Annotated in this window: 11 protein-coding genes and 1 other annotated feature; of the genes, 2 read left to right on the forward strand and 9 right to left on the reverse strand. The window is 56.5% G+C overall.

Going from position 1 to position 14,555, the window contains the following annotated elements:
- Window positions 1-12: 12 nt before the first annotated feature.
- Window positions 13-1,779 (reverse strand): bifunctional UDP-sugar hydrolase/5'-nucleotidase UshA, encoded by a 1,767-nt coding sequence (gene ushA / locus KTJ90_RS14440; protein WP_003849416.1) that lies wholly within the window; start codon window positions 1,777-1,779, stop codon window positions 13-15.
- Between the two features lie 556 nt (window positions 1,780-2,335).
- On the opposite strand from ushA, the gene ybaL reads away from it, so the two are divergent.
- Window positions 2,336-4,030 (forward strand): YbaL family putative K(+) efflux transporter, encoded by a 1,695-nt coding sequence (gene ybaL, locus KTJ90_RS14445; RefSeq protein WP_003849412.1) that lies wholly within the window; start codon window positions 2,336-2,338, stop codon window positions 4,028-4,030.
- Between the two features lie 223 nt (window positions 4,031-4,253).
- Here the strand turns inward: ybaL and KTJ90_RS14450 are convergent, their stop codons facing one another.
- From KTJ90_RS14450 to KTJ90_RS14465, 4 genes are all read right to left on the reverse strand, one after another.
- Entirely contained in the window at window positions 4,254-5,555 is a 1,302-nt protein-coding gene (locus KTJ90_RS14450; RefSeq protein WP_003850408.1) for an inosine/guanosine kinase, read from the reverse strand.
- A 58-nt stretch (window positions 5,556-5,613) separates the two neighbouring features.
- Window positions 5,614-6,573 (reverse strand): ferrochelatase, encoded by a 960-nt coding sequence (gene hemH, locus KTJ90_RS14455; RefSeq protein WP_003850410.1) that lies wholly within the window; start codon window positions 6,571-6,573, stop codon window positions 5,614-5,616.
- A 113-nt stretch (window positions 6,574-6,686) separates the two neighbouring features.
- On the reverse strand, window positions 6,687-7,331 hold the full coding sequence (gene adk, locus KTJ90_RS14460; protein ID WP_003850412.1) for an adenylate kinase: 645 nt from the start codon (window positions 7,329-7,331) through the stop codon (window positions 6,687-6,689).
- Window positions 7,332-7,436: 105 nt separating this feature from the next.
- Window positions 7,437-8,321, reverse strand: coding sequence for a DUF6024 family protein (locus KTJ90_RS14465; protein ID WP_003850414.1), 885 nt, complete (start codon window positions 8,319-8,321; stop codon window positions 7,437-7,439).
- Between the two features lie 189 nt (window positions 8,322-8,510).
- Here KTJ90_RS14465 and KTJ90_RS14470 point away from each other — a divergent pair, with 189 nt between their 5' ends.
- The gene (locus tag KTJ90_RS14470) at window positions 8,511-9,380 is read left to right on the forward strand and encodes a LysR substrate-binding domain-containing protein (protein WP_078804164.1); all 870 of its coding nucleotides are present in this window, start codon (window positions 8,511-8,513) and stop codon (window positions 9,378-9,380) included.
- 33 nt (window positions 9,381-9,413) lie between these two features.
- On the opposite strand, the gene htpG is transcribed toward KTJ90_RS14470, so the two are convergent.
- The 4 genes from htpG to dnaX all read right to left on the reverse strand — a co-directional run bounded on the left by htpG (window position 9,414) and on the right by dnaX (window position 14,460).
- The gene (gene htpG, locus KTJ90_RS14475; RefSeq protein WP_008924917.1) at window positions 9,414-11,288 is read right to left on the reverse strand and encodes a molecular chaperone HtpG; all 1,875 of its coding nucleotides are present in this window, start codon (window positions 11,286-11,288) and stop codon (window positions 9,414-9,416) included.
- A gap of 100 nt (window positions 11,289-11,388) precedes the next feature.
- Window positions 11,389-11,994 (reverse strand): recombination mediator RecR, encoded by a 606-nt coding sequence (gene recR / locus KTJ90_RS14480; protein ID WP_003850420.1) that lies wholly within the window; start codon window positions 11,992-11,994, stop codon window positions 11,389-11,391.
- Entirely contained in the window at window positions 11,994-12,326 is a 333-nt protein-coding gene (locus tag KTJ90_RS14485; RefSeq protein WP_003850423.1) for a YbaB/EbfC family nucleoid-associated protein, read from the reverse strand. Before KTJ90_RS14485 ends, recR begins: the two co-directional genes overlap by 1 nt.
- Before the next feature lie 55 nt (window positions 12,327-12,381).
- Entirely contained in the window at window positions 12,382-14,460 is a 2,079-nt protein-coding gene (dnaX, locus tag KTJ90_RS14490; protein ID WP_499025141.1) for a DNA polymerase III subunit gamma/tau, read from the reverse strand.
- Window positions 12,979-13,040, reverse strand: a sequence feature (DnaX frameshifting element). Its footprint overlaps the gene before it by 62 nt.
- Window positions 14,461-14,555 lie beyond the last annotated feature (95 nt).

The following is a 14,555-nucleotide window of genomic DNA, read 5'->3' on the forward strand; positions in this document are numbered from 1 at the left end:
CTCCCGGTGAGTTCAATGCGTGGCGGCTGTCTGGTTCCCCCACGGCCAGATCCACGCCAGAATCATTTTGGGATAATTACGCTTCCGCGCTTTTTCCGCCGCCTCATCCCGCGCCTTAATCTGCTCATCCGTCAAATGCACGATCTGCCCTTTCGGCTCATAGTCGCTGGCTTTCACTGGCGAATGCGCCTTAATGAAGTCGCGCAGCACCTGCGCATCAACGGCTCCACTGTTGGCATACCCGGGGTGATTATCCAGACGCGGGTAACCGTCGCCACCTGCTGCATTGAAGCTGTTGGTCGCCATGCGATAAATCTGCGTGTCCTGCAGCGGTTTACCGTTAATGCTGACGTTGCTGACCTGCTTACCGTCGGTGGTCAGGCTGATGCCGGCAAACTGCGCGTAGCCGCCTGAATCAGGCTGAATATTAGCAACGACATCCAGATATTTTTTGATCTCCGCACCGGTCAGGGTGACCGAAACCACCTGATTGCCAAATGGCTGAACCTGCAACAGGTCACGCCAGTTCAGCTTGCCTGCTTTCAGTGAGGTACGAATACCGCCACCGCTCATCACCGCAAAATCGGCTTTGGTGAACGCCATCTGGGCGCGCAGAATCAGCTGGCCCAGATTCGTCTGCTCAAAGCGAACCTGCTCTTTTTCACCACTGAAATTGCCGTCAGCGCTGCCAACATTCATGATTAACTTCGCCTCTGCACGTTTCTGGAACGGCATCAGCAACTTCATCATGGCGGTGTTTTTCGGGATCTCTTCCTGCCAGGTCAGCCAGGTTTCGCTGCCATCTGCATTCTTTATCTTATGTTTGAGGTTAACCGGCACCAGCTGATAAGCCTCCAGCGTCACCTGACCATTACGGAAGGTGAAGTCACCGCGGCCGACATATTTGCCCCACTTGTCGGCCTGCATAATCCAGATGCCATTTTGCTTATCCGGCTCACACGGCTGGCCTGGCTGATAATTTTTTACGCTGACGTTCTCTTTTTCCATGCAGACCGCATCATGCGAATGACCGCCGACAATCAGGTCGATCGTTCCGGCAGGCAGGCTGCGCGCCAGCGTGACATCACCTATGCCGTTGCTGCCGTGTTTACCGTCGTCATAGTGGCCCAGATGGGTCAGCGCGACAATCACGTCCGGCTTCTCGGTGGCGCGCAATTCAGCCACCGCTTTCACCGTTTCTGCGACCGGATCGCGGAACTCGGTATCTGTCAGTCCGGCCGGATTAGCCAGTTTCGCCGTGTCCGGGGTGATAAGCCCGACCACCGCGATCTTTAATCCGAGACGGTTGAATACCGCCCAGGGTTTGAACAGGCGCTGACCGGTGCTTTTTTGATACACGTTGGCGGCCAGTAGCGGGAATCTCGCCCACTTCTCCTGCTTACGCAGGACCGCGATCGGCTTGTCGAATTCATGATTGCCCAGCGCCATCGCATCATAGCCAATGAGATTCATCGCGCGGAAATCGGGTTCAGCGTCCAGCTCATCGGACTCCGGCACGCCCGTGTTCACATCACCGGCAGAGAGGATCAATGCGCCGCCGCCGCGGGACTGAACATCGTAGCGCATAGTATCCATCAGGGTTTTCTGCGCGGCCAGACCATACTCACCCTGTTCATTAAACCAGAAGTGACCGTGCTCATCGTTGGTGTGCAGCAGACTGAAACGATAGGTGCGATCGGCCTGGGCGGCCTGTGAAAACAGCGGCATCACGGCCACCAGCAGTGCCATGCCCACCCCTGTCCATTTAGATAACAACACTGTGACTCTCCTTAATTTATCGTCTGGCCCGATTTTCTGCCGCTTTGCCCCACTGTGTCGCACATTCCCCCGGCGAACTCAAGGCCAATGCACATTCATCTGCCTGACACGCCCTGTTCTTTTATTTCTGATCCGCCTTTGATGAGCAGGACAGCCCTGCAAAGCGGCGTTAGTGCGATAACGCGCTTTACCAGTGACCCTGTCCGGTTATTGGTGGAGAGTGCAGATACAGGCAGTAAACGCTATTGCTGACCTCCCTGCTGACTGCTGTAAAAAGTGCCGCTGACAGAATTTAACTGCTCTGCACACACATTTATCTCTTTTTCACGCCAGAACGGCATCATTTACTGCATCTGATATTTATTTCTCATCCCCTGGTCTGAAGCGTCAAATCAGTGAATATTGCGGATAATGAATAAAAACACCCACTCAACTGTACATTTGACTTTTTTTCGTGGTTTTTTAAGGTATTCCCGCAAATTGCTCAGCGAAAGAATAGATTTTGTTTTAAACTCATTTGTTACAAGCGGACACATTTGTATACAAGGAGACAGGCATGCATCACACCACACCGCTGATCACTACCATTGTCGGAGCACTGGTTCTGGCATTTCTCCTTGGGATGCTGGCAAATCGCCTGCGAATTTCTCCCCTGGTCGGCTACCTGATAGCTGGCGTGCTGGCCGGTCCCTTTACTCCCGGCTTTGTTGCAGATACAAATCTGGCCCCTGAACTGGCAGAACTCGGTGTTATCCTGCTGATGTTTGGTGTCGGCCTGCACTTCTCGATGAAAGATCTGATGTCGGTAAAGTCGATCGCCATTCCCGGTGCCATCGCACAGATCGCGGTCGCGACGTTACTGGGAATGGGATTATCGTGGACGATGGGATGGTCATGGATGACGGGCCTGGTGTTTGGTCTGTGCCTCTCTACCGCCAGTACCGTGGTGTTACTGCGCGCGTTAGAGGAGCGACAGCTGATCGACAGCCAGCGTGGACAGATAGCGATTGGCTGGTTGATCGTTGAAGATCTGGTGATGGTACTGACGCTGGTGCTGCTGCCTGCGATTGCCGGCATGATGGAACAGGGTAACGCCAGCGCCGGACTGCTGGTCTGGGACCTGCTGTGGACGATTGGCAAAGTCGCCGCCTTTATGGTGCTGATGATGGTGGTGGGACGCCGTGCTGTGCCCTGGATTCTCGCCCGCAGCGCCGCCACTGGCTCACGCGAGCTGTTTACACTGGCGGTGTTAGCACTGGCACTGGGCATCGCCTTTGGTGCGGTTGAATTCTTTGATGTGTCGTTTGCGCTGGGCGCTTTCTTCGCCGGTATGGTGCTGAACGAGTCGGAACTGAGCCACCGCGCTGCGCGCGATACCCTTCCACTGCGCGATGCGTTTGCCGTACTGTTCTTTGTGTCGGTCGGCATGCTGTTTGACCCGTCGATTCTGGTCACGCAGCCGCTGGCGGTGCTGGGCGCGCTGGTCATTATTGTGGTGGGTAAGTCAGTCGCTGCCTGGCTGCTGGTGTCGCTGCTTGGCCATTCGCGTCGTACGGCTCTGACCATTTCGGTCAGCCTGGCGCAGATTGGTGAGTTCGCCTTTATTCTGGCCGGCCTGGGTATCTCACTTGGGCTGCTGAATGATGAGGGCCGCAATCTGGTGCTGGCCGCCGCCATCCTGTCGATTATGCTTAACCCGATTCTGTTTACCCTGCTTGAGCGTTTCCTGGCGAAAACGGAGACGATGGAAGAGCAGACGCTGGAAGAAGCAATTGAAGAAGAGAAGCAGATCCCGGTCGATTTCTGCAATCACGCCGTGATTGTGGGTTATGGCCGTGTTGGCAGCCTGATTGGCCAGAAGCTGCTTGAAGCCAATGTTCCGCTGGTGGTGGTTGAGAATTCCCGCACGCGTGTTGAAGCACTGCGCGAGCAAGGCATCAAAGCCGTGCTGGGAAATGCGGCTCGCGCGGACACCATGGAACTGGCCCGACTCGACTGCGCCCGCTGGCTGTTGCTGACCATCCCGAATGGATATGAGGCGGGAGAAGTGGTCACCGCCGCGCGTGAAAAACATCAGAATATCGAGATTATCGCCCGCGCTCACTATGACGATGAAGTGGAGTACATCATGGAACGTGGCGCCACTCGCGTGGTGATGGGTGAGCGTGAGATTGCCAGCAGTATGCTGCAAATTCTGCAGGATGAGATGACGCAGGGCGAGGATTTACAGGCCTGCGACGTAGTGCGCTGATTAAGTCTGGCCCGTATAGCTGTGATACCGAGACGGCACAGGGAACAGGTTCAGATCGGAAAGACGCAAAAGCCGTCATCCATGACATGCTCGGCCCGCGCCGTCCTGGCGCGGGACGCTTTCCTCTTCTGACCCTGTTCCCTGCGCGTTGAATTAATCCATTGCTGTCAGATTCACCCTCATTTAAGTTTGCAAACTGTCTGCCGCCCTGTGGCGACCCGCTTTACCGATCCCAGTAAGACTCTTCCAGACTGTCTTCCCGCTCCGGCAGGCCGCGGGTTAAACGCGGCGAATGCTGATTCAGCACCTGATAGCTGACACGGTTGGCATATTTACACACCTGCGCCAGCGACGAATAGGTCAGATACGGACGCGCATGTTTGCTGGAGTTAGGCACATTCAGGCTGTGATAGTTATTGGCGGTGATGTCATGCAGTAACGCCGCCAGCGCCCCATCACCGGCACCGTTGGTGTTCATGATCTTTTCCGGTCCGCCCATATAAGGCGCGATGTGCGAGAAAACACGCAGCGGCTGCTGGCAATCCTGCTGGCGCATTACGCGGCTGAACTCGTACTGGTTGAACTCAGCAATCGCACCCGGCAACAGCGGATGATTGGTTTTACGTTTGAACTCGTCTTCGGTGTAGCCCGCCATGTAAAGCCCAATCGGGCCGGCGGTGCAGAGCACCAGATCCACCCAATCCAGCGCCATATTGGAAGCGAGCAGTGGATCGGCTTCGCCGGTCAGCGCCAGCGCTTCCTCTTCATTCATGGCCACAATGCTGACATGATCACGCAGGAAGTCCCGCCAGAACTCAGGATTATCGCCAATCACATGCTTGGTGCCCAGCGTCAGCACCACCGGCACGTTGTGACGTTTGGCATACTCAATCGCCCGTAACGTCGCCTGCGGCATCGGCTCACCTTCGGCGCAGCGCACCAGGTAAGAGGTCAGTACCAGGGCAGAGGCACCGGCAATCACCTCTTCCGGCACGTTATCCGGATGTAACTGGTTCATCTGGCCTGGGCTGATAGCAAACGTTCGCTCGCCATGTTCACCAATCAGCGTAAAGCAGCGGCCAATAGCGCCATCGACACCCTGCAGATAGTTGAGATCGACCCGGCTTGACGTGTTACAGAGATAACGATAGGCGTAGCCGCCAATCTGGATGTTATTGCACATAACACCCAGCAGCACCGAGCGGTCATCAGCCAGTACCGAGAAGTTATGCAGCGTGTTACCGATGGTGCCACCGGCAAACTGATGGGTGATCAGCGCTTCGCGCATCAGCTCGTTATAGAGCGCTTCCGCGACGGCATTATCGATGACCAGCGAGTGCCCGGCACTCAGGCCGTAGCGCTCAAGAAAAGCGTCATCGACTTTTGCTTCGATATCCACCAGCGTCTGGTCGATACCCACCACCCAGCTGCCGGCATCAACGTCGTGTTGTGCGGGTTGTAACAGGGGATCGCGTGCGCTGACGGGAAAGTAGTGTTTGGATTTGCGTTTGCCGGGAAATTTCATCGGGAGGTGCCGTCTGGAAAAACAGGCGGAGAATGATATCACACTCTCCGCCTGCGCTTTAACGGCGTGCGTCGACCAGTTGCGCCATCATGTCGATATGCGCCTCATCGGCGTTCAGCGCAGGGATATACTCAAACTTCTCACCACCGGCATGCATGAAGATCTCGCCGTTTTCGCCACTGATCTCCTCAAGCGTCTCCAGACAGTCAGAGGAGAAGCCCGGACTCATCACCTGAACATGCCTGATCCCTTTGGCGGGCAGGCTTTCCATGGTTTTGTCGGTGTAAGGCATCAGCCAGGGTTCACGACCAAAACGTGACTGGAAGGTCATCATGTACTGACCGTCACGCAGACCCAGTGCTTTAACCAGGGCCGCAGTGGTATCCGCACAGCGCTGCGGGTAGTCATCGCCTTCGTTGGCAAAACGCTGCGGAATGCCGTGGAACGATAACACCAGCAGATCGGGCTGACCGTGCCGCTCAAATGAGCGCTCCACCGTCGCTTTCAGCGCGGCGATATAGGCCGGATGCTCGGCATAGTCGCGAATAAACTGCACGTCAGGCAGCGAACGGTAATCTTTGAATACGGCGGTCAGACCATCCCACACTGAGGCCACAGTGGAGCAGGAGAATTGCGGGTAGAGTGGCAGCACAATCAGGCGGGTCACGCCCTGCGCCATCAGCTTATCGACTGCACTTTTCAGGCTCGGGTTACCATAGCTCATGCCCAGCTCGACGGGCATATCAACACGGGCCGCCAGGGCATCGCGCTGACGCATGCTGTAAACCAGTAGCGGTGATCCCCCTTCCATCCAGACCGATGCGTAGAGTTTAGAGACGCGTGGCGAGCGAAACGGCAGAATGACAGCATTGAGAACCGGCCACCAGAGCCAGCGCGGCGCATCAACCACGCGCGGATCGCCTAAAAATTGTTTCAGATAGCGTTTAACTGCAGGTGTGGTTGGGGCGTCTGGCGTACCTAAATTTACCAATAACACGCCGGGCTTATCTTGCCTCATTGGAGTTCCTTGATGACAGCGGGGATGCGTGAAAACGGGGAAATTGTAGCGGAATTAGTGGGAGGTAAAATCGATTACTGCAAAAGGGGCCAGTAATACCGGCCCCGTTGAGCTTAGCCGAGGATCTTAGCCAGCTCAGCACTCACTTCGGTCACCTTACGGGTCCCGTCGATTTTGTGATAGGCGGTGTTGCCCGCTTCCGCTTCTTTGCTGTAGTAAGCAATCAGTGGCGCGGTCATCTGATGGTATTCCACCAGGCGCTTACGCACGGTCTCTTCCTGATCGTCTTTACGCGTGGTCAGCTCTTCGCCGGTCAGATCATCTTTGCCTTCCACTTTCGGTGGATTAAAGGTGACGTGATAAACGCGGCCAGATGGGGTGTGAACACGACGGCCCACGATGCGTTCAACAATCAGTTCGTCCGGTACGGCAAACTCCAGCACGTGATCAACCTTGATCCCGGCCTCTTTCATTGCATCTGCCTGAGGAATGGTGCGCGGGAAACCGTCCAGCAGGAAACCGTTTTTGCAGTCTTCCTGAGTGATACGCTCTTTGACCAGCGCAATCACCAGCTCATCGGTCACCAGTTTGCCAGCATCCATAATGGCTTTCGCCTGGTTGCCCAGCTCGCTGCCTGCTTTTACTGCTGCACGCAACATGTCGCCGGTGGAGATTTGCGGAATACCGTACTTCTCCATGATGAATTGGGCCTGAGTCCCCTTACCTGCGCCCGGAGCTCCGAGCAGAATAATACGCATTGCGTAAATCCCCTTGCGAATCGCATTGATCTATCTTAGAAGCGGAAGAACATACCATTATGACCCGCTCATCACAAGGAAGGGCGCGGATCGCGCAGGGTGACTTTAGCGGCTTTCTGGCCCTGACCCCGACCCGCCCGGCCTGACTGACGCTTTTTCAGATTTACCACCTGCGCTGAGCAGAAATTGCAGTCGCCGACTCAGATGATGCGTCATATTCACGCTTTTTTTGCCGCTGCCCCGCACGTTAGCATTCAGCTGCAGCCTCGCCAGCTGCGGCCATTTCACCACATCGTCCGCATCTGACAGCGCAGAGATCAGCGAGGCCGGAACATTAAAGCTGGCGAACGGCAAACCAGGCTGATGACAGGAGTTCAGCGGCAGTGGGGATGACAGGGAAAGCGCATCGACGGTGGCAGCATTGTAGGGGCGCCACAGCGGATCGTCGAAGCGGCGCAGCGCCTCATACGTGGCGTTAAGAGTCAGTCCCTGTTCAAATAGCCGCAGTTCGCTGCGCACCAGCGTACTGAAGTCATGGGTCCGCAACGCTACGAGCACCAGATCGCTGCAGATCTCAGCGTGGCGATCCAGCCGGGTAACAAACAAATGGGATTCATCGATCAGTCTTTGATGCAGCACGCTGGCGAAGCTCTCGCTCGCCTCAGTCACGCCCTGATTCTGGCAATCCTGTAAGGGACGCACGCGGCCATTCGGCAATTCGATATGAGGAACCAGCATAATGCTGCCTGCTATCAGCGGAACCGCTGGCAGGTTACTAAGTTCGGTGATCGGATAACGCGAGGCGTAGCGCTGCTGATTACGTGCCTGCTCCTGACGCAGAAAAAGCTGAGAAAGCAGGACCTGCGCTACATGCAGTGAGGGCGCGAAGAAGAGATCGAATTGCTCCAGCCGGTAAAAGCGTGAGAGCGCCAGGCGTAACCGATGGCGCGCCTCTGCTGACGTTTCAGAGGATAAAGGGCTGTGAGCCATGGTTGTCTCGCTTCAGGGAGTGTGCGGCGTGAGCGCAGGTTAAGCGAGGCGGAATATCGGTGAAAAAAAACACAGATATAAGGCTGAGTCAACCCGCCAGAATTTGCTTTACAGAGTAGAGGAATGCGGCTGGACATTAAAATGATATAAATTAACAATCCCTGTTAGGTTTCTGCACAGGAGATAGGGATGAACGGACTGCCACCACTCAGAGCGCTGCACTATTTTCACCAGGCAGCCTTACACAGCAGCTTTAGTGTGGCGGCTGAACATCTGCATGTGACCCACAGCGCCATCAGCCATCAGATTCGCCAGCTGGAGAGCTGGATGGGTAAGCCGCTGTTTGTCCGTAGTCATGGCCGCGTGAAACTGACCGCACACGGCGACCGGCTGCTTCTGAGCTGTCAGCAGGCATTCAGTGAGTTACGCAGCAGCTGCGAGACTATTCGCACCGGCCTGCTTCAGCAAATCCGCGTCTCCTGTGCTCCCAGCTTTTTGTCACAATGGCTGATCCCCCGAATCGCCAGCTTTTACCAACGCTATCCGGAGATTGAAGTTCACTTTCTGCCGCTCGCTGAGATCGCGCAACTGCGCAGCGAACATGTGGATGTACTGATCCTCAGCCATGGCGATCCACCTGAACCCGATTTAGACGCCACGCTGGTCAGCGAGGATGAGATTGGACCGCTTTGCGCACCGCATTTTGCCACGCAACTGCGGGTCGGAGAGGATCTGGTAGCACTGCCTCTGCTCCATGCAGATACCCGACGGCACGCCTGGTCAGAGTGGGCGGTCCAGACCGGAGTCAGGGGTCGCTTTAATAGCGGTAAACATTTTGAGACGCTGTCGCTGGGCATTCAGGCCGCACGAAGTGGTCTGGGTGTTCTGATGGCACCGCGTTTGCTGGTTCGCAAAGAGCTGGAAGATGGCACGCTGATCGCCCCGCTGGGCTTTGTTCCCGTGGAGCGTGCGACCTGGATGATGACGAAGCAGAGCCGTCGTCAGGATACAGAGATCCGTGTGTTTCGTGACTGGCTGCGTGAGGCCGCACAGCCATAAAAAAAGCCGGTGAAAACCACCGGCCTGTTGCCGTTATGCGGTCAGCAGCTGGTTCATGCGGCGGATAAACTGGTTTGGATCGTCCAGCGTACCGCGCTCTGCCAGCAACGCCTGATCCAGCAGCAGCTCAATCCACTCACCGAAGCGTGCTTCATCCTGCGTATCCGCAACACGTTTCACCAGCGGGTGATCCGGGTTGATTTCAAACAGGTACTTCACTTCCGGCACTTCCTGTCCAGCCGCCGCAAACAGCTTCGCCATCTGCGTGGTCATCTCGTTGGCATCGGTAGTCACAATCGCTGGCGTGTCGGTCAGACGATGGGTCAGACGCACCTCTTTCACGCGTTCGCCCAGCAGATTTTTCACACGCTCAACAAATGGCTCCAGCGCTTTTTCCGCTTCTTTCTGCTCTTCGGTCTCTTCATCCGCCAGTTTGCTCAGCGACTCATCCGCTTTGCTGACCGACTGGAAGGTCTTACCGTCGAACTCAGTGAGGTAGCTCATCATCCATTCGTCGATGCGGTCAGAGAGCAGCAGCACCTCGATGCCTTTTTTGCGGAACAGCTCCAGGTGCGGGCTGCTCTTCGCAGCGGCATAGCTGTCAGCAGTGATGTAGTAAATCTTCTCCTGACCTTCCACCATGCGGCTGACGTAATCTTCCAGTGAAATGGTCTGTGCTGAACCTTCGCTCTGGGTGGTGGCGAAGCGCAGCAGTTTCGCAATCGTTTCCTGGTTGGCGTTATCTTCCGCCGGACCCTCTTTCAGCACCAGGCCGAACTCATTCCAGAAGGTCTGGTATTTCTCGTTGTCATCTTTCGCCAGTCTTTCCAGCATCTGCAGAGTACGCTTCGTCAGCGCAGCACGCAGGCTCTGGGTCACGCGGCTATCCTGCAGGATCTCGCGGGAGACGTTGAGCGGCAGATCACTGGAGTCAATCAGACCACGCACAAAGCGCAGGTAGTTCGGCATAAACTGCTCAGCATCGTCCATGATAAAGACGCGCTGCACATAGAGTTTCAGGCCATGTTTCTGATCGCGGTTCCACATATCAAATGGCGCACGCGCCGGAATGTAGAGCAGGCTGGTGTACTCCTGCTTACCTTCCACCCGATTGTGGCTCCAGGCGACCGGGTCGCTGTAGTCATGGGCGATATGTTTGTAGAACTCGTTGTACTCGTCGTCGCTGATCTCAGCTTTGTTGCGGGTCCACAGCGCCTGGGCTTTGTTGATCTTCTCCCAGTGAGTTCCCTCGCCCTCTTCATCTTTGCTCTCGATCTCAACCGGCAGCGCGATGTGATCGGAATATTTACTGATGATGCTGCGAACGCGCCATGCGTCCAGGAACTCATCTTCGCCTTCGCGCAGATGCAGCGTGATCTCAGTACCACGATCGGCTTTCTCGATCTCAGCCAGGGTATATTCGCCCTCGCCCGCAGATTCCCAGAACACACCTTCATCGGCAGATGCGCCCGCAGCGCGGGTACGAACGGTGACTTTATCTGCCACGATAAAGGCAGAGTAGAAGCCCACACCGAACTGACCGATCAGTTGGCTGTCTTTAGCCTGGTCGGAGCCGAGGGATTCCAGGAAGGATTTGGTGCCCGATTTGGCGATAGTGCCGAGGTTCTCAATGACCTCATCGCGACGCATACCGATACCATTGTCGCTGAGCGTGAGGGTACGGTTGTCCTTATCAACAGAGAGACGAACGCGCAGCTCGCCGTCACCTTCATACAGGCTGGAATCTGACAACGCGCGGAAACGCAGTTTGTCTGCCGCATCCGAGGCATTGGAAATCAGCTCACGCAGGAAAATCTCTTTGTTTGAATAGAGAGAATGGATCATCAGGTGCAGAAGTTGTTTTACTTCCGACTGAAAGCCACGGGTCTCTTGTCCTTTCATGGTCATTGCTACCTCAACAAAACAGGTTGAACAAACGTTGTTGAGGTTGATGTGGGGATGACGCGGGGGTTTTCAAGCCGGTGTCTTTCACAACACCGGCAAGTGATTAAAATTTAAACTTCTGTCGACCTGCCAGCGAGTGGGACAGCGTGGTGCCATCGACCATCTCCAGCTCTCCGCCCACCGGCACACCGTGCGCGATACGGCTGGCGTCAACGCCATACTGACCACAGAGTTCCGCAATGTAGTTTGCGGTCGCCTCGCCTTCCACCGTCGGATTGGTCGCGAGGATCACTTCCTGCAGCGTTTCACTCTCCAGTCGCTGTTCCAGACGATCCAGGCCGATATCTGCCGGACCAATGCCGTCGAGCGGCGACAGATGTCCCATCAGCACAAAGTAGCGGCCGCCAAACTGGCCGGTCTGCTCAATGGCGTGAATATCTGCCGGGCTTTCCACTACGCAGATTTGACCATTCTGCTGACGCCGTGGATTGGCGCAGATGGTGCAAATTTCCTGCTCGGTGAATGTCCGGCAATCAGCACAGTGACCAATCTCCGACATCGCCCGGGTCAGCGCCTGCGCCAGGCGCATACCACCGCTGCGATCGCGCTGCAGCAGCTGAAAAGCCATGCGCTGTGCCGATTTCGGCCCAACGCCGGGCAGACAGCGCAGCGACTCCATCAATGATTCAAGCAGTGGACTGGTTTGCATCAGAACGGCATCTTAAAGCCTGGTGGCAGCTGCATACCCGAAGAGACAGACGCCATCTTCTCTTTCTGGGTTTCATCAATGCGACGTGCCGCATCGTTGAACGCCGCAGCGATCAGATCTTCCAGCATATCTTTGTCATCTTCCAGCAGGCTGGGATCGACTTCCACGCGACGGCAGTTGTGCGCGCCGTTAATGGTCACTTTTACCAGGCCAGCACCCGATTCGCCGGTCACTTCAATCGCGGCGATCTCTTCCTGAACCTTGGCCATTTTGTCCTGCATCTGCTGGGCCTGTTTCATCAGGTTGCCCAATCCGCCTTTACCACCAAACATAGTTTTCTCTCTCAGCTAAGGCTACAACGCTATCGTTACGATAGCAGCAGCGTGTTCAAACAGGTCGGATACTCTCCTCATCCAGATCAGCATCGAAAAATCGCTGCAGCGTCTGGATGTGGGTATCACAGGTGATCGACTGACGCGCCTGCGCCAGTTTCTCTTCGTAAATGGCCTGACGCCACTCCAGTGGCGTCAACACCGATGAATTATCGTCTTCAACGACCGAGAGTTCAACTTTCTGCCCGGCACGCTCACTCAGTGCATCGCATAACACCTGCTGCGCCGACGGTGAATTCAGATGACGCTGACTGCTGCGTAAATGCAGGCAGACCCCGTTTTCGGTGGTCTCTTTCCAGGCATTTAATGCCAGCTGCTGCACCAGTTTTGGCAGCGGCAGGGTCGCAATCTCTGCGGCCCAGGGATCGCGCTGTTGCGCTTCTTCCGCCAGTCGCGCCGCCAGCTCAGGGGTTTTCTCATGCTCCAGCGCAGAACGCAAGGCCTTCGGCGTCGCGACCGGCTCTGCCACTTCAACCTGCTGATTAACGGCTTTCCAGCGGTAAGCTTCCTCTTTTACCGGCGCGGCAGGCTCGCGATCGCGGATACGCTGCTGACTGCGCTCGGTAACCGAAGCCAGCCGCTCCAGTGCCGAGTTGGCCGGCCGCGCACCTGGCGCCGCCGGCTCACTCTTTTTTGGTTTGTTCGCTCCCTGACGCAACAACTGCGTGCGCGCCTGGAGGAGCTGGCTGGTGGAGCTTGAAAGTGGCGCTTCAGGTGCCGCATCCGGCGGAGGCGCGGGTTGCGGAGCCGCATCAGGCGCGGCCATCTGCGGCTGAGCGGCAACGTGCTGTTGCGGCGCAGGCATCGGCGGCTGAGGCTGCTGCGCCACAGGTGACGCTGTCTGAGCAGGTGACGCTGTGGCGGGCTGTGCTGCCGTGTGTCGTGCTGAAGGCGAAGGCCCGGAAGGTGCCGGTGCCGTCTGCGCCGGCGCGACAGGTGCCATCTGCTGAGTTAACGCGGGACGGGCAATCGGTTCTGCCACCGCCGCTTTGGGGTGGAACGCCAGTGCGCGCAGCAGCGTCATCTCCACGCCCATGCGGCGATCGGGCGCAATCGGCAGATCCTTGCGGCCCATCAACAGCGTCTGATAATAGAGTTGCAGATCGGCGGGTGGCACCACGCGAGCGAGTTCACGCAGTCGCAGAGCGTTGCTCTCGTCATCATCGCTGAGCGAAGCCGGCAGCAGTTGCACCATTGCAATCTGGTGCAGCAGGCGCAGCATCTCCACCAGCAACGCCTCCCATTCCACACCGCGTGAAGCCGCCTGGCTCAGCAGTGTCATGACCTGCTGACCGTCACCGTCCACCAGCGCTTCCAGTAGCCCAAGCGGCTGTTCATCATCCAGCGTGCCGAGCATGACGCTGACCGTGTTGCTGGTCACCGCGCCCTGCCCCATGGCAATCGCCTGATCGGTGAGGCTCAGCGCATCGCGCATACTGCCATCGGCGGCGCGCGCCAGCAGCTGGAGCGCCCGGGTTTCGCTCTCAATCTGTTCCTGCTTCAGCACATGCTCGAGCTGCTGGCGGATTTGATCAACATCCAGCGCTTTGAGATGGAACTGCAGGCAACGCGAAAGAATCGTCACCGGCAGTTTCTGCGGATCGGTAGTCGCCAGCAGAAACTTAACGTGTGAAGGCGGCTCTTCCAGCGTCTTTAACAGCGCATTGAAGCTGTGACGCGACAGCATATGCACTTCATCAATCAGATAGACTTTGAAGCGTCCACGGGCCGGGGCGTACTGCACGTTGTCGAGCAGATCGCGGGTGTCTTCAACCTTGGTACGCGATGCGGCGTCAATCTCGATCAGATCGACAAAGCGGCCCTGCTCAATTTCACGGCAGTTATCACACTGACCACAGGGCGTGGCGGTGATACCGGTTTCGCAGTTAAGGCCTTTGGCCAGCAGACGCGCAATGGTGGTTTTCCCCACGCCGCGGGTGCCGGAGAAGAGATAAGCATGATGGATGCGTCCCAGAGACAATCCATTCGCCAGCGCCGTCAGAACATGTTCCTGACCGACAACATCAGCAAAAGCCTGGGGACGCCATTTTCGCGCAAGTACCTGATAGCTCATGTGGATTCGACGAAGTTGGATGGAAAGATGAGCGCAGACGCTCTGCAACCCCTGTATAAGATTGCAGTAGTCTATCAGCTACGCTTTTGGCTGGC

This window comes from Pantoea jilinensis, from assembly GCF_019104105.1.
Classification (GTDB): Bacteria; Pseudomonadota; Gammaproteobacteria; order Enterobacterales; family Enterobacteriaceae; genus Pantoea; species Pantoea eucalypti.